Raw genomic sequence first — 15,275 nt, forward strand, 5'->3', positions numbered from 1 at the left:
TTCTTGTTTATAAAACTCAAGTGCTTTGCTTTTGGGATATGGCTCAATATACACAACTTTTTTTATACCAGCCGCAATAATATGTTTTGCACAATTATGACACGGAAATGTTGTTGCATATAGAGTGCCACCTCTTGAACTTATATTATTTCTTGCACACATTAGTAACGCTTCCATTTCAGCGTGAACTACACGCCCATATTCTGTTAGGCTTCCTATCCCAGATGATTTTATCTTTTTTATGTTCTCATCATTATTCTCAACGCCTAAAGAATCAATAATTTTATCTATTATTTTTTTTTGTTCCATTTTATTTGAATCACATTTTAAAGTATAATCACGTGATTCTTTGTAATCATCATATTTTCCTGATTTAGTTAAATATGGCCAATAAAGCCCGCCATTAACTTTTGGACAATCATTTGCCCCTGAAGAAATTATTTCATGATCTTTAGTAATTACTGCCCCAATTTGTCTCGATAAATCAGCTGATCTTAGAGATGAGGAATAAGCCATAAACATAGCGAACTCATCAAATGTTGGGGTTAAATATGGATGTCCAAATAATAAATCAATTAGTCTATAAATGCTATATCTCAAATTATCTTGATCATTATTAACAACAATAAAATAATCAGCGTTTTGGAATACATCTTCTGTATGTTGACCATTTTCTAATGACTCATCCCTATCACGATTTAATAGTTCCGTCGCCTTGCCAACTTTAATATTTTTACGTTCAATTAAATTTTTTTCTCGTGCTTCATAGCTACTAGTAATACCAACCAAATGAAATCCAACTCCATATACTTTCCTTAGCAAGCTAGCTTCTTCTGGATGCTTTATTGATTTAATAATATACGCGACTCTTTTTTTTGGCGATGCTTCCATCTTCCTATCTTCAAAAATAATTGAAAGAGCACCCTCCATTAAAATATTATTATCACCAGTACCTCTAATTTCATCCCCTTTATCCATCAAAAAGTTTATGCGTTCATACTCATCATCCGGCTCATGTTCATTATCTTTATAAAACTTTGGAATAACTTCAGACGAAATATTAACTATTTTCACTGAATATTCAAATTTTTTCAAATGTTCTATTATAAAATTAATAGCTTCACTTGTATCAGTTCCTGTTGGACTTATTATACCAAATACAACTTCACTGTCATTATGGTGATTAGATAGATCCATACATACTCCTTTTTAATTCTCTAATTAAGAAGATAAAAGGGTCGATATTAATATACCCGAAAAAAGGAAATTAATTCTTTAAATTAATACAACCGTATGTAAGCATTATATCATAATTCATGAATAATTTAAAAATCAATTAGGATACTTTTTCCTTAATGTGTATTTTACCAAATAATAACTTCAGAAAAGAGTAATTTTTAAACTTAATAAAAGGTGCTCTTCAAGAATTAAACAATCATATATTGTTTTTGCAACAATTTACTTTACCCCATACCAAAAAGCCCCCACACCGTAAGGCCCTTTAATATAAGGTAATCTCTCAGTAATTCGTGATTATTACTTCTTTGTATTCCATGTCTTTCCCATCATACCGTTCAAGCAGTGAATTTCTCCGGCTGACTTCAATCAAGTTAAACCCCTGGTACAATTCCCGGACAAAATCATCATTGTTATAACTCAGTATAAACTTTCCTTTGATCTCTTTCAAGCAATCTCTCAATCTTATATGATCTGCATCACCAAATCCGGTTTGATAATACTTCTCTGTCCCATGATAGGGTGGATCCAAATAAAACAATGCACCCGGACGATCATGAACCTTAATGATCCGCTCAAAATCTCTATTTTCAATCACCACGCCATTCAGCCGATCACTGATCTCACTTAAATAATCAGTACTTTTATTGAGATTCTTCTTTGTCCCTCCAAAGGTCTTTCTGTCAGCTCCGTATGATGTCTTAATGATCATGAAATACCGCCCAGCACGTTGAATGTCGGTTAACCCACGCATATCAAGTTGAGATTTGAAGTCGTCGAAAAACTCCCTGGAATTTAAAACACCGGTTATTTCTTTCTTGACTTCATCTGGGTGATACTTCACACATCTGAACAAATTTGCCAGCTGTCCATCATAATCATTATAAATCTCCAGATCTGCATGCTTATCTTTTGCAAAGATCACCCATCCAGCACCTCCAAAGACCTCAATGTATCGATCAAAGTCTTTTGGGAACATTTCTATTATTGTTTTTCTTAACAGGCGTTTCCCGCCAATCCATGGTATAAAACTATTCATTTTTCCTCCTAATGATAAAATATAGAGCCACCCCAATTAAGAGATGGCCCAGTCTCAGAAAGTCTAAACCCGTCGAATTCGAGGGGTTTAGATCTGGCAACTTATAATCGTGTGTAATTCGAGACGGTTAGATTATTTATTTTCCAATTCTGTTTTTAGATCAGCAATGATTTTATCTTGCTGTGCATCTCGCTCTTCCTGCGAAATCACCGTAAAAGTGTCCAATCCTAGCCAGATATTCTTATCATTGACTCGGTTCCATCCGTAGACGTGAACGTTATATTTGCCACTTCCTTTATACCGATCTGGTATAAATATGTTATCAGAATATGAATTGTTAGATGGATCAAAGATTAATGGCGTGTTATTCCAAACTGGCTCTTCATCATCCTTCCAACATGCAACCCGAACTTCATCAATGCTCATTTCTGTGTATTGAATGTTATGAACATTAACTCTATTGGTAGCACTATCATTATCAACCACTATTTGCTTTTCAACTTTAACGTCAGCAGTAGCCTTCAAATCCGCATCTTGAACCGATATCTCAACTGCCCCTGCAAATGTTTGATTCCCCGCACCGTCATAAATATAAACATGGTTCATATATGTATCCAACCATCTCCCATGCTGTTTTAAATCGACCGTAAACATCCACTGGTCCGGTGCTGAATGCAGCATGTCGTACCACTGTAGATCATCTTGACCATTGCCTAACGTCCACACGGCCACTTTTACTGACTGTACGCCTGATCCACCGTTGTCCTGAACATTATGCAAATAAATATTGTACTTATCGCCAAAACAAGGATTGCAATCCGTGATTGGTATATCCGACGTTGGCGCCTCTGTATCTACTGCAGCTGTTACGGGGTTTGGCGCGTCCCAATAATTTTCATAAACCCAATTAATGTCAGCATTCCCATCAATCCCTGCGACGTTTCCAATAGATGAATATTGCCACACTCCGAACAAAATATCTGGCAAATCATTTGGATCTTGATATCCTGTATTTTGTCCATACTGCGCGCCCCATGCCGGGATGCCTTGCGCAAAATCTCTACTTAAATAAGCATTAAACCAACTTGACGATGCATACACGCCTCCCTTAAACCCTAACGCTTGGCATTGCGTTACAAAGGCTTGCATAACTTCATCCGCTACACCTGTACGGCTCTGGTCCTCAAGGTCAACATATATAACAATATTTGGTCTATTATATGCCCTTGTTGCTGCTACAATTCTTGACGCTTCATCTCGCGCTTCGTCTCCGTTGTCGGCGCGGCTAAAATGATACACACCAATTTGGCTAAATCCTGAATTGATAGCATTTGTCATGTTTGTGTCAAAATTGCTATCTATGTATGATCCATCCGCATAACGGATATAAACCGCGGGCTCTCCAAACTGCTGTAAGTCTCCGTACATCGCCCCAAAATCAACGCCGCCTTGCCACTCGGACAAGTCGACGCATTTTCCTATACATCCCATGTTATTGTGCCACCGTTCCCGTAGGTGCTACCATACCGGAAACAACAGCAGAAATGGCGCTTGCCTGTTCGGCCGTCAGCGTTGGGGTAAGCGCTGCTACTGTAGTTGCTTCGGGGATAACTGCCGTTTCTGGTTCAGTTTCTGCCGATTCGGTAGTTGCTACATTATTAATATTAACTGTTCCGGCTGTAACTTCCGCGCTTTCAGCGAGCATTTGCTTTGATTGATCAATTATAGTTTGCATTGCTGCATCTTTCAATCTTTTCATAAATACATCTGCTGTCTGTGCATGGATGGTTACACTATTGTTCTTATACGCCATCCAAGCTGCAACAATTATTGTTGCAACATCCGATCCAGTTTTATACATTTGGTCTCCCGATACTGCTATCGGGTTCAAACCCAATCCTGTTAGTAAATTGTTAATTAACACTAATGCTAATGCAGCTATGCCAACCCATACTTCTTTTTTTACACCTTTTAAATTCATCTTGTTTCTCCTTAAATTTTATTTATGCGCCTGATCATTCAGGAAATTATCAATTTTGTCCATGGCCGCTTCTACATTCCCGTTATTTTTATTCCGTGCTACAACCTCTAAAATTGTCCGCTGGACCTCGATACTCAGTCGCCGTTCCTGCTTACTGCATTGGATTTCTTCGTCGTGGCATTCCGATGTGATTTTTAGCTTGTTGATCTCTTTAAAAACAGTCTTGTAAAACCACGCTACCACCCCAACCTCCGCCGTGATGAATGTCACCAGAATCGCCAACCCGTTTTGAACAATATTAATGTCAATCATTTACCGTCCCCTTTCATATTTTTTGCAATAAAAAAGCAGCCGTTAAGCTGCTGTCTGTCTTTTGGCCAATTCCACTACTACATCTGCCCTGTATTTGACTAGGACTATTACAACGCCCCACGCTGTTGCATCTGCTTCGGTTGTTGCTCTCAATTTCAACTCTACCAAATCTGCATACATTTTTACAATCATGCTGCCGTACCTCCTCCCATAATTGATTCAATTACTTCGGCCAGTGCCAGTTGGTTATTTAGTTTATCAGCTTCTTGCTGCTCCGCAAGCTCGGCCATGGCAAGCTTGCTGTTAATTAAATCAGTTTCTAATTGCTTGACTTTTTCCTCCGGCGATACATAAGGCACATAATCCGCGTTTTTTGCAAATCCGCCAGTTGAAGTATATTTATATGCTTGTTGTTCCACGCCTTCAGGCACCGTCACATCTTCAAAAACATTATATTGATCTGCATTTCCAAAAACCATATCATTATCAACCAGAATTCCATTGATTACCGTTTCGGTCGTTTTAGCAACGTAAACAATCACGTCGTCCTCTTTTCTCGTTAGAATATTCATTTTATTTTTCTCCTTTTCTTTTTAATCTGCCAACGTATAAGCTTTAATAGTTTCGCCCGCTGAACCCTTTGTTTTTGTAACACCATTAATTGACATAATATTAGCACTTTTTTTTGCTGTTTTTGCAAGTAATAAAACTTGCGAATATGCGTAATATGTGGCATTACAAGTAACATACATAATAGGGCAAATCAATGTTGATGGAAGAAGTCCAACTGAAATGTTTTGTATAGCATAGCCATCCGAATTAAAAATAATAGGATCTCCCAAAAGAATATTGTTACCTGCAATTTTTAAAATCATCGACGTTCCCAGCGATAATGTATTGTTGCAATATAATACCAGAACACTTGTTGCTGACACTAATATGGCTTTTGTGTAAGAGTTTGCAACTCCACCGAAACTTACTGCCCCACAACTAGTTATTGTAGTTCCACTTATGTTTTGAATAAATGCCTTTACATACCCCCCATTGTCAACGAAAACTATCAATACTTTTGTTGATGAAAGTGCCACGACAGAAAAATAAGCAGGGGAAGGTAGCATGGTGTTAAGTATTGTTCCGGGTGTAATTGTCGAACCATTTATGGTTAAAACTATCGATCTCATTCGATTATTGTTATCGTCCTTGAATACAACAAAAATACTTGTAGGAGACAAGGCAACTGCAGAAATATAACTAGCTTGCACCCCGCTAAAATTAACTCCGCCCGCATATGTTATTGTTGTACCACTAATTGTTAACACATAGGCAGACCCCATGCAACCTGCACCATCATTCCGAAATATAGCAACTAAAGATGTCGATGTTAACACCACAAGCGAGATATAACTACAATTACAACTTGCTCTAAATACATTTTCTGGGCCAACCGTTATTGCCGACCCGTTGATTGCTAATGTTCTTGCCCCTCCATAACCACCGCCGTCATATGCCACAATTGCAGTATTTGATGTTAAAAGTGTGACTGTTACTTGATTAGTGCTTGCATAACTATTAAATACATATTTTGCCCCCGCAATTATCGTAGCCCCGACAATGGTTAGAACCTGTGCCACTCCATAACTTGCATCATCTTTGTAAACTACCAAAACTTGTTGGCTATTAATGGCAACTGCGCATGTGCCGCCGTTAGTGGATGATGAGTTCAAAGCCGATCTTGATCCCGCTGATATGCTTTTTAAAAACTCAACAAAATCGCCCACTGAAACATTTTCTCCAGTTTGTAAAATATAGCTATCAATAATACCATTGATCTTTGCCCCACCACTCTGCCCATTTAATTTTGCTCTGCCCATATCATCCACCTACTAATTCGATATTTATTACGGTTGTTGGTTTTTCTTCAAGACAAAAAACGGTCATTGTGTTTGCAGTACAGTTAATGTAAGATATTTTGTTCCATGATTCTTTTTCTAATAGCGCTGTTGCCAAAGTTGCTGAATAAATCGGGTTGACGTCGGGTCTTGAATCAGTCAGTCCAGTTACGGTAATTGCGACCGAATAAGGTGCTGTTCCGCTCCACCCCGTTATGGGAATGGTGGCGGTCAAGATGCGTTCCTGTATGTCGAGGCGGGTATCCAAAGAGCTTATTGCCTCACTATTACTTGCTATATCCGCTGTATTTGCATTGATCAAATTTAATAAATTGCCAGCCACATCTCCTGACAATATATTTTTTAAATCAGTAAGAAACGCATTAAAATCAGCTTCACCTTTTTGTTTTGTTTCTTCAAACCAAGCTAAATACTGATTAAATATCGTTTTCGTATCCACTTGATCAACCAACCCATGAACAATTCCACATAAGCTTGTATTCAGCCTTAAATCAGTTATATTCGCCTGACTAATACTAACGATCCCATTATTCACTAATATGTCAGCAATCCCCAACTCCCAGACATCGGCATCACGCTGCAGTGTTGGCGCAACTGGGCTACTGGCAAATGTTCCCTTTTTGACCTTAGCAGCTATCGTTCGTTCGATTGTACTGTACTGCAGTACAACCCGATCAATCCGTTTAAGCACTCCATCAGCTACATCAAGACTCAAAATCATATCGGCAGTATTTTCATAAAACACGCCGTTGATCCACGCCTTCCCAGCTTTAACAGTCACCGACATGTCCCCATTTGCCATCACCTGAAGTCCTGTGCTTAGGTTTATGAAAACCCCATTACCTATCAGACTGCCGAAAAATCGTGCAAAGAAATCAGACTTAACCCGCCGATCCCCGTCCTTTGAATTATGAAACCCACTAATCTCTGCCATCAAATCACCCCTTTCATAATAGTTTTATTTTTTGAGCAATTGTCCTGGGCATTTCTTTCCCAAAGACAATATTTACTTCCTTGCCAGATTCCTCATAGACTTCTTCGACCTCATTTATCCGACTGTCAATGCTGATTCCCCATTTTTTTGACATACAGGTGACAATATCCCCCAAATCAAAATCAACCTTATATCTAAGATTTGAATTCAAATTAACACCATTCTCAAAGGTCTGAACCTTCTTTGTTTCAGCCAGCGTTTCATTGCCCTTACTACTTAACAACGCCAAATAATCAGCTTCTGTCATTGCCACATTATCCACCATGTTGGACAGGCCTTTTTGATCATTGAATGCTTCGAAACGATCCAATCCTACACCACTTCCAACCGTCACAAGTCGCCGATCGGCGTCCTCACCGATGCCACCAACTAGCGCAACATTGCGATAATCCATAATGCTATCGGTATATTCCTGATCTAAGATGTTGTCAAATTCTTTACTGAAAATACATTGGGGATTAACCGTCTGGCTTGATGTTCGATCCAATCCCTGAAATATTTCAAACTTCAATTTTTTCAGGGTCTTGTCAAATCGAACCCAGTTTCCCAGCTCGGCTTCCAAACACAAGGATTCAACCACTTTGAGTAAGTTCTGATAAGAGACCTGGAAATTGACATTTCCGGTAAAATTACCAAGATCACCCAGCATCAAAGTATTAATGATTCGGTTCGCATCTGTTGGGTTAATGCAATTTTTATCCACCAACGTCCGCATGGCCAGCTCATAGGTAGTATTTAATATCTCACGTCCCCATACAATACGCCGGTTGAGATAACCCTCGCCTAGCTTCCCTTTGACAATCAAATTCTCTTTGTCGGTCTCATCTCTTTTAACGTTTCGATATTCAATGAATCCGACCTCGTCACTGTCTTTTTTTCTGATTATATTATCCTGTGCCAGTAGTCGAATATTCTCGACGGTAAACGGGCAATGCAACTCAAATTCGCCACACTCGGTATACCGCCTAACCCACCTGAGTGATCCATAAGTATCCATGACATTTTGTAGAGCCAGTGCTTTATTATAAATATAAAGATCCACACTATACCCCCAAATAATTGTTGTAATGATAGATCGTCACTTCCAGATTATCCAGTCCGGAGTCGGCATCATAACGAAACAAGTTATCGCCTTTTTCCAACTGCAGAAAGGTTGAATCTTCATCGATAGTATAAAATGCATTGGTTTCGACACCGTTCAATTTGCTGATGATCCGCTTATCCCCAAAGTAGGTGGATATTGAAATCACTTCCCCGGCTGCCATGGTTTTCTTGATCTTAATAAACTCCCTGGTATTGACATTAAAAAGCGACGGGTTTGTGAGAGTGGCCAAGGCCTTAAATTCAATGCGGATGCCAGTTTCGACATCTCCTCCATTCAGACAGTTCACAATCAAACTCGGTTCCCGGTGGCCGATCTCAATGCCCGTGTCCTCTGGGATCACCAAATCAAATTCAAAATCTGCCACCCACAAGGCAATCTCATCCATGCTTTCTTGCAGATCCTTCCAAAACGGCTCATAGGCCGTTAGGTTAATAAGACCGGTTCCAGATTTGATCGCATCTTTTAAGAACGGAATCTTCTCCGGGATGCATTTTATTTTTCGCTCTTTGAGATAATCGTCATAGACCAGGTATCCTTGCCCAAGCTTGGGATTAAATACCCGGTAGAGCTTTTCTTTATACTGATTGTATAAGTCCGATGTCTTTGCGATAATCGCAACTGTAAGGTTTACGTCCTTAGAATCCAGAGTCGTGCCAAGATAGGTTTTCCCATCCTGACCAACACCTTTGAAATTATAATTATTGACGCCTTGGTTTTCTTCAAATTTCTGTAAAATAAAAGGGGCTGAATTGCCAAAAAGCAACTCTTCCCCTAAGGAATTTATGTATTTTATTTTTCGCATTCCAGCCTCCTAATTCATTAGCAATTCCTGAACCGACCGCTTTAGTAGCTTAGCAGTTTTGGCCGGCGATAAAGCCGTTGGGCTGTTAACAGTGACGTTCATGGTCACATTGCCTTTTGCAAGCAGCTCGCTTGTTTCGGCATCATAAACCGATTCCCCACCATCAAAGCCAACCAACTCAGGGCCCTTTTCTCCAACCCAGTGTAAACCTGCAGTTGCATAATTTGTTCCTGAAGCATAACCGAAAATACTGGCCGGATCTACCTGCTCCCCATCTTTAATAACAGAAAAATGCAAGTGCGGACCGGTACTATTCCCGGTATTCCCAGAAAGACCGATTGTCTGCAGTTGGCTTACCAAATCTCCGACATTTACAAGTACCTCTGAGAGATGACCATATAAAGTTTCCAGCCCATTGCCGTGGTCGATGGTGATTGAATTTCCATAACCGCCATTCCATCCAGCCTGAATAACCGTTCCCGCACCAGCTGCACCAACTGGAGTACCCTCCCCAACACCGATATCAATTCCTTCGTGGTACTGTGAGCCAACATCTCCGACATCGTTACGGTTTCCGAACCATGATGTGATGCCTCCACTAACCGGAGCCACAAGGTTTCCAAAATCAGACCCACCAATACCGATGCTCTTAAAAAATTCAGCAGCCCCACTGCCGACAAAGTCAATTGCTGCTTTTAGATTAAAATTGCCATTGGAAAAGGCGGACTTGATATCTTCAACCATGCTGTTTACAAACGCCATGAGGTTGTCACCGTTTAAGCCATTTATTAGACCTTGAACGATATACTTTCCAATTTCAAGCATAACCCTGGCAGGTGAGTGGATTCCAAAGCCTTCTTTAAATTTCGTTATTACGTCATTGACAAGTCCCGTTACCGCGCTGTAAACATTCCCCGCGGTTTCCTGGATTCCTGCAACCATTTGATTTATCATGTCGGTTGCAATATTCTTTAGATCAGTCGGTAAATTTTGGATTTTGGAGATAATATTATCTTTAACTTCCTGCCATTTTGTTCCAGCCGTTTCTTTGATTTCCTGCCATTTTCCTGGTAAGTCATCAACAATTTCTCTTACTTTATCTGTAACATTTTGAAATATTTCACCTGCTTTGGTGGTAAGATCATCTCGAATATCTCCCCATTTTGTTTCTGAGTCAGTCTTTGTATCCGTCCATTTATCTGCAACTGACTGAAAAGTTTCTTGAACCTTGTTAGATACATTTGTTTTGATATCTTCCCACTTCTGTGCCAGATCACCTTTAATACCTTCCCATTTAGTTGAAGTATCGGACTTGGTTTCTTCCCATTTTTCTGCAATTCCCGATGCCAGTTCTGTTATTTTTCCGATTGTATTGTCATAAATCACCTGCCAAGCGGTCTGCAGAAACGTTGTTATGCCAGTCCATGTGTCAGTGGTTCGGGTAACAATTCCAGTCCAGATGCCTGCAATAAAATCAAAAATCCCTTGAAAAATTAAACTAACCCAGTTAAATAATCCTTGAAAAACATTAATTAAAAAGTCACACGCATTTTGACCCATTGCCTGAGCAAAAGTCCAAGCAGATGCCCAATCTCCATTTAATAAAGCAGCCATCAAACCAATATAATTTCCGATGAATGAGAACAAGTTCCCAATTGCTGCAATGAATGGAGCCATCGCCACAATAATACTCGAAAATCCATTGATGAAATTGTTTATGAATTGCTCTACCAATGGCACAATATAAGTTCCTAAGAGATCCCCAATTTGTTGAAGAATTGGAGACAAACTTGTTGAAAAGCCTTGAAAAGATTCCAGTGCCGGGCTCATGGCTTCAGATATTCTTCCAAAAGCATCCTGTGCTGTAGTTTTGATAGATTCGAATGCTCCTGTAACTGAATTTCTAAATGTTTCTGAATTCTGCCATGCTCCCGCTAAAACAGCAACCAAAGCTGCAATAATCGCAATCACGATTGCAACCGGTCCAGTTAATGCTGCAAGTGAGACTCCCATCCCCACGGCACCTTCAGTACCAATACCAAAAGCTGCTGATACTGCGCCAAGAGCTCCGTTTAGGATGCCACCTGTTACAAATAATCCGGCAAGGTTGGAGACCGCTCCTGCTAAACTTCCTAGTACTAATAAAACTGGGCCAATAGCTGCTGCCACCAACCCGATTTTGACAATGAATTCCTGTTGTCCTTGATCTAAATTGCTAAACCAATCGCCAAGCTGACTGACCTTCTCTGCAGCTGTATCCAGCATTGGAGCCAGTACATTTAAGATTGTTTCACCAAGATCTGCTCCGGCCTGCTGCATTTTATTAAATGCAAGTTTGACTTTGTCCCCGGCATCCAGTATTGAATTAAAGGTGTTGTCCAAGGTACCATCCGAACCTTCAATAATAGACAAAAATTCTTCGTAACTAAACCGTCCATTTTTAATAGCATCCGCCAGATCCGGCCCAGCTTTCTGACCAAATACTTCAATTGCCATGGATGTTGCACTGGCAATGTCCGGCGTATCTTCAATAGCTTTAAGTGTTTTCTTGAATTCTTCCCTGGCATCCTTGCCATCAGCTGACCAATTGGATATTGCTTTTTTCATCCCTGAAAATGCTATTTCAGTATTAACACCAGCTTTTTCCCAACCAGCAAATATGGCAATTGATTCCTGGGTATCAAAACCCAACGCTCGCATTGGAGCACCATATTTTGTCAGGTTCTCCGTTAAGGTTTCAATACTGATACCTGATGTTTGACTTGCCTTAGTCAACTGATCAAGGACACTTTTATACTGCTCAGCCGGAATACCGGCATCACCCATGGCACGAGATACTAACTGAACGGATGTTACCACGTCGGTTCCTGTCACTCGTGAAAATTTAAGAAAATCCTCACTCATGGATTGAAGCTGGTCACCGGTAACATTAAACCGTGTACTCACATCTCCAACCGCTGAAGAAATATTATCAAATGTATCCGGTATGGTCTTTCCTACTTTTTTATACACATTTTCTAAATCCTCAGCTTTGTCCCCCATGGCTCCGGTTGTATTAATGATCTTATCCATGCCATCATCAACAGCATTAAATGCAATTACACTAGCCGTTCCCAAAGCTGTTAAAGGCGCCGTAACATAAGTTGTAAAGCCTTTGCCTACTCCATTTAAACCATCACTGATTTTATCAGCCGTCTTTGCTACATCACCAAACTTTTTACCTAATATCTCAGCATTGGTACCGGCCCTGTCCATTTCATTATTCGCATCACTGGTATCAACAAAAATCGAACCAAACAGTTTAAAGATCTCAAACGCCATCGTTCTCACCTCCTTTCAGGGTTAGATTGATAATCTTTTCAACCTTCTCATTGATTTCATTGATGGTTTCCTGCTTCGTTTTCGGTATGCTTTTCATTTGAGCCATTTCTTTATAGGTCTCAAAGGTGATGAAGTTCTCCGGTCCCATATGCCGATAATCAACTAAATAGCGGTCCCACAATTTCGCATCCTCTTCTTTTTCAAAGGCTTTGCGAATAAATGCGAGACCGCTATCAATATCCATGTTTAAAATATAGTCGATGTTGTTATATCTTCTTAGGAGCAACTCCTCGATTTCAGTAACATCTACTGAGTTGCTGACTTGAAAAAAGATGCCCACTTTTGGGCGTCGGCCACATCTTTCAGTTTTTCGATGGTGTCCATCAGATCATTTTCTGCTACTTCTTTTGGTTCGCATTGAAATGGACGGGCGATAAATTTATAGATCTCGTCCTCAGCTTTTTTATCGGAGAAAATTTCCATCACCGAAAAAGCAAGATCAATTCCGACCTCTGCCTGGGATGGTTTTTCCTGAGCGATTTCATGGTTTTCAGTTTCTTCATTTTCCACCAGTGCCAATTTTGGCTGCTTTTCTTTTTTGGGCATATTCTTAGCAACCTTCTTTAATTCATCCTTAACCCCGGTTCGTTTGACCATCCGCATAAATTCAAATAAATCTGCAGTATTTAGTTTTCGTACATTTTCAATCATTTAATTATTCTCCAATTCTATAAGTTTCGGTCATGGTTGCACTATCGGCCATGCCTGTTTTAATTGCTTTCGCTTTCAAGATCATATCTGTTGCCACTGTGATCGATGTTGAATAAGATGTATCCTCTGCAGTCGGCTCAAACCCATTGGTTGTATAATAAATCGACGCTCCAGTCGTTGCACAAGTCAAGGCTACGGTCTGACTGGTTGCATAAGCTCCGCCTTTAACACTGGCAACAGGTGTGGCTGCATTAGACCCTTTTGGATAATAAATTTTAAATGGTGGTGCATCAAGAGAGCCATCACCATTATCTTCATAATGACCATAAACAGTGACTGGGATTGCACCTTCCTTTTTGTCCTCAACTTTGATGTCAAGACCATCAGTTGATAGAGCATTAAATACCTGGATAATAATCGGCTCAACTGACCCTGTTAAGGTTCCGATGTATGTTATATTGTCAATATAATCACTATCATCAAAACCATTTCGCCCTTGAATAATGTCATAAGTCCCATTTGAAGTGGTATCAATATCTGCAGCTCCCAGCGATAGCGCTAATGTTTCAGGAGTCGTTTCAATAAATGTCATCGCCAGTGAAACATCCCAGGAGTCAATAATCTCCGTCCCTTTTCCTTTTCCCGGCAACCCATCAATTTCAACATTTCTAATATCAGCTACCGCTTTAAATTCTCCGCCCCCTTGTGTGGCTCCTAAAAGCTTTCCTCCTGTTCTAGCTGAGTCATACGTATCAACGCCAACGTTAAAATTCTTGAAAAACGCACCGGCACCAGTATGAAGATTCTCCATTGTTTTTGGGTTATAACCTGTTCGTACTTTTCCTTTTCCCATTTTTATTCTTCCTTTCCAAAGTAGCGAACCATGTATGATTCATTAATCCGCTTAATAATTGTTTCATCCAACCGTTGCCGGTCGTTGTTTTTATAAATTGTAATGCTGTGATTCTCGTTTGTGAGCGTATATTTATTCAAATAATCACCCACATTATCCGCTAATGTTTCCAACTCGATGGAATCCGGTTGATCTGTCCAATAGTCCAATTCTAGTTTTTTACTGACCCCAATATCGCTTATTTGAAAGGTTATATAAGGGTAAGGAGTGGTTTTGGTCGTACCAATATAAAAAACGTCCAAATAGACGTTTTGAAGGATTTTTTTGACTTCTTCGATTAATAAAACGGTTTTACTCACCATCTGATCCCCCTTCATATTCCTCTTCACTGATTTTTGCCAAAGCTGCAGCTTCCGACTCCAATGCACTTAAATATTGAGATTCAATCTCAACGATGGTTGCAATATTTTCCTGAGTAACTTTAGTTAGCAAACCAAGTGCCGGAGTCTTTGAAGATCCCTTTTCCTGAAAACCTCCATAAAAAGCATTCGATTTTAAACCAACTTGAAGATCGCATTCTTTTTTTCTCACCCAATACTGAGTAAATTTGCCAACTCTTCCACGTCTTTTCTTGAAGTGTCCATAGTAAGCAAGTCGAAATTCTTTAGTCAAATACTTTCCAACATCTCTAAGAGCTGCCCTGGATAATTCAGACAGTGTGTATTTAACTCGCTCCACATTGGATGTATATTGAATATTGGTTTTTCCTTTTTTAACAATGACTTTCGTCACTGATCGAGGCATCCCCATGTTTAATTCCCCTTTCCAGCACCACGTCAATATCTTCGCTGTTGGCTGCATATGTCCGGATCATCGTATAGACATCACCTTCAAACTGGATATACCGCTGTCCTGCATAATCAGCCTGTTTTAAAGTCAGGGTGATGGATGGCTTATAATCTGTAGTCGCTGCCTGGTAAAATTCAGTCATATGGATGGATTTCTTATCAC

18 protein-coding genes are annotated in these 15,275 nt (G+C 39.8%); all 18 read right to left on the reverse strand.

The features are described 5' to 3' along the window. A partial coding sequence (locus FZC40_RS16175; protein WP_148606243.1) for an anti-phage dCTP deaminase occupies positions 1 to 1,197 on the reverse strand: 1,197 nt, incomplete at its 3' end. Between the two features lie 322 nt (positions 1,198 to 1,519). Continuing rightward, on the reverse strand, positions 1,520 to 2,275 hold the full coding sequence (locus FZC40_RS16180) for a DNA adenine methylase (RefSeq protein WP_148606245.1): 756 nt from the start codon (positions 2,273 to 2,275) through the stop codon (positions 1,520 to 1,522). 132 nt (positions 2,276 to 2,407) lie between these two features. After that, positions 2,408 to 3,766, reverse strand: a complete 1,359-nt coding sequence (locus tag FZC40_RS16185) for a GH25 family lysozyme (protein ID WP_148606247.1) — start codon at positions 3,764 to 3,766, stop codon at positions 2,408 to 2,410. Between the two features lies 1 nt (position 3,767). Continuing rightward, positions 3,768 to 4,256, reverse strand: a complete 489-nt coding sequence (locus FZC40_RS16190; RefSeq protein ID WP_148606250.1) for a phage holin — start codon at positions 4,254 to 4,256, stop codon at positions 3,768 to 3,770. Positions 4,257 to 4,274: 18 nt separating this feature from the next. Then, entirely contained in the window at positions 4,275 to 4,568 is a 294-nt protein-coding gene (locus FZC40_RS16195) for a hypothetical protein (RefSeq protein WP_148606252.1), read from the reverse strand. Positions 4,569 to 4,610: 42 nt separating this feature from the next. Next, entirely contained in the window at positions 4,611 to 4,760 is a 150-nt protein-coding gene (locus FZC40_RS17220; protein ID WP_186843681.1) for a hypothetical protein, read from the reverse strand. Next, positions 4,757 to 5,140 carry a hypothetical protein gene (locus FZC40_RS16200; protein WP_148606254.1) on the reverse strand — a complete coding sequence of 128 codons (384 nt, stop codon included), beginning with the start codon at positions 5,138 to 5,140 and terminating at the stop codon, positions 4,757 to 4,759. Before FZC40_RS16200 ends, FZC40_RS17220 begins: the two co-directional genes overlap by 4 nt. A gap of 21 nt (positions 5,141 to 5,161) precedes the next feature. After that, entirely contained in the window at positions 5,162 to 6,439 is a 1,278-nt protein-coding gene (locus tag FZC40_RS16205) for a hypothetical protein (RefSeq protein ID WP_148606256.1), read from the reverse strand. 1 nt (position 6,440) lies between these two features. Beyond that, a complete protein-coding gene (locus tag FZC40_RS16210; protein ID WP_148606258.1) occupies positions 6,441 to 7,412 on the reverse strand; it encodes a hypothetical protein in 972 nt (323 codons plus the stop codon). 13 nt (positions 7,413 to 7,425) lie between these two features. Beyond that, positions 7,426 to 8,514 carry a siphovirus ReqiPepy6 Gp37-like family protein gene (locus tag FZC40_RS16215; protein ID WP_148606260.1) on the reverse strand — a complete coding sequence of 363 codons (1,089 nt, stop codon included), beginning with the start codon at positions 8,512 to 8,514 and terminating at the stop codon, positions 7,426 to 7,428. 1 nt (position 8,515) lies between these two features. Further along, the gene (locus FZC40_RS16220; RefSeq protein ID WP_148606263.1) at positions 8,516 to 9,379 is read right to left on the reverse strand and encodes a phage tail family protein; all 864 of its coding nucleotides are present in this window, start codon (positions 9,377 to 9,379) and stop codon (positions 8,516 to 8,518) included. 9 nt (positions 9,380 to 9,388) lie between these two features. Continuing rightward, positions 9,389 to 12,700 (reverse strand): phage tail tape measure protein, encoded by a 3,312-nt coding sequence (locus tag FZC40_RS16225; RefSeq protein ID WP_148606265.1) that lies wholly within the window; start codon positions 12,698 to 12,700, stop codon positions 9,389 to 9,391. Further along, positions 12,690 to 13,040: a hypothetical protein gene (locus FZC40_RS16230; protein WP_243135852.1), complete on the reverse strand. Its 351-nt coding sequence runs from the start codon at positions 13,038 to 13,040 to the stop codon at positions 12,690 to 12,692. Before FZC40_RS16230 ends, FZC40_RS16225 begins: the two co-directional genes overlap by 11 nt. Beyond that, complete coding sequence (locus FZC40_RS16235) at positions 13,007 to 13,411, reverse strand: hypothetical protein (protein WP_148606267.1); 405 nt, start codon at positions 13,409 to 13,411, stop codon at positions 13,007 to 13,009. The genes FZC40_RS16230 and FZC40_RS16235 overlap by 34 nt, the downstream gene beginning before the upstream one ends. Positions 13,412 to 13,415: 4 nt before the next feature. Then, entirely contained in the window at positions 13,416 to 14,264 is an 849-nt protein-coding gene (locus tag FZC40_RS16240; protein WP_148606269.1) for a chitobiase/beta-hexosaminidase C-terminal domain-containing protein, read from the reverse strand. Positions 14,265 to 14,266: 2 nt separating this feature from the next. After that, positions 14,267 to 14,626 carry a hypothetical protein gene (locus FZC40_RS16245; protein ID WP_148606271.1) on the reverse strand — a complete coding sequence of 120 codons (360 nt, stop codon included), beginning with the start codon at positions 14,624 to 14,626 and terminating at the stop codon, positions 14,267 to 14,269. Continuing rightward, positions 14,616 to 15,056, reverse strand: coding sequence for a hypothetical protein (locus tag FZC40_RS16250; RefSeq protein WP_317134849.1), 441 nt, complete (start codon positions 15,054 to 15,056; stop codon positions 14,616 to 14,618). The genes FZC40_RS16245 and FZC40_RS16250 overlap by 11 nt, the downstream gene beginning before the upstream one ends. After that, the coding region (locus tag FZC40_RS16255) for a hypothetical protein (protein ID WP_148606275.1) at positions 15,037 to 15,275 on the reverse strand (239 nt) is incomplete at its 5' end. The genes FZC40_RS16250 and FZC40_RS16255, both read right to left, overlap by 20 nt.

This window comes from Acetobacterium tundrae (assembly GCF_008086615.1).
GTDB lineage: Bacteria > Bacillota > Clostridia > Eubacteriales > Eubacteriaceae > Acetobacterium > Acetobacterium tundrae.

What these genes read in the sequence shown, in the direction of transcription:
- FZC40_RS16195 (WP_148606252.1), bottom strand. Translation starts at nt 4,568, where the DNA reads ATGATTGACATTAATATTGTTCAAAACGGGTTGGCGATTCTGGTGACA.
- FZC40_RS16240 (WP_148606269.1), bottom strand. Translation starts at nt 14,264, where the DNA reads ATGGGAAAAGGAAAAGTACGAACAGGTTATAACCCAAAAACAATGGAG.
- FZC40_RS16180 (WP_148606245.1), bottom strand. Translation starts at nt 2,275, where the DNA reads ATGAATAGTTTTATACCATGGATTGGCGGGAAACGCCTGTTAAGAAAA.
- FZC40_RS16245 (WP_148606271.1), bottom strand. Translation starts at nt 14,626, where the DNA reads ATGGTGAGTAAAACCGTTTTATTAATCGAAGAAGTCAAAAAAATCCTT.
- FZC40_RS16190 (WP_148606250.1), bottom strand. Translation starts at nt 4,256, where the DNA reads ATGAATTTAAAAGGTGTAAAAAAAGAAGTATGGGTTGGCATAGCTGCA.
- FZC40_RS16210 (WP_148606258.1), bottom strand. Translation starts at nt 7,412, where the DNA reads ATGGCAGAGATTAGTGGGTTTCATAATTCAAAGGACGGGGATCGGCGG.
- FZC40_RS16185 (WP_148606247.1), bottom strand. Translation starts at nt 3,766, where the DNA reads ATGGGATGTATAGGAAAATGCGTCGACTTGTCCGAGTGGCAAGGCGGC.
- FZC40_RS16235 (WP_148606267.1), bottom strand. Translation starts at nt 13,411, where the DNA reads ATGATTGAAAATGTACGAAAACTAAATACTGCAGATTTATTTGAATTT.
- FZC40_RS16225 (WP_148606265.1), bottom strand. Translation starts at nt 12,700, where the DNA reads ATGGCGTTTGAGATCTTTAAACTGTTTGGTTCGATTTTTGTTGATACC.
- FZC40_RS16200 (WP_148606254.1), bottom strand. Translation starts at nt 5,140, where the DNA reads ATGAATATTCTAACGAGAAAAGAGGACGACGTGATTGTTTACGTTGCT.
- FZC40_RS16205 (WP_148606256.1), bottom strand. Translation starts at nt 6,439, where the DNA reads ATGGGCAGAGCAAAATTAAATGGGCAGAGTGGTGGGGCAAAGATCAAT.
- FZC40_RS17220 (WP_186843681.1), bottom strand. Translation starts at nt 4,760, where the DNA reads ATGATTGTAAAAATGTATGCAGATTTGGTAGAGTTGAAATTGAGAGCA.
- FZC40_RS16220 (WP_148606263.1), bottom strand. Translation starts at nt 9,379, where the DNA reads ATGCGAAAAATAAAATACATAAATTCCTTAGGGGAAGAGTTGCTTTTT.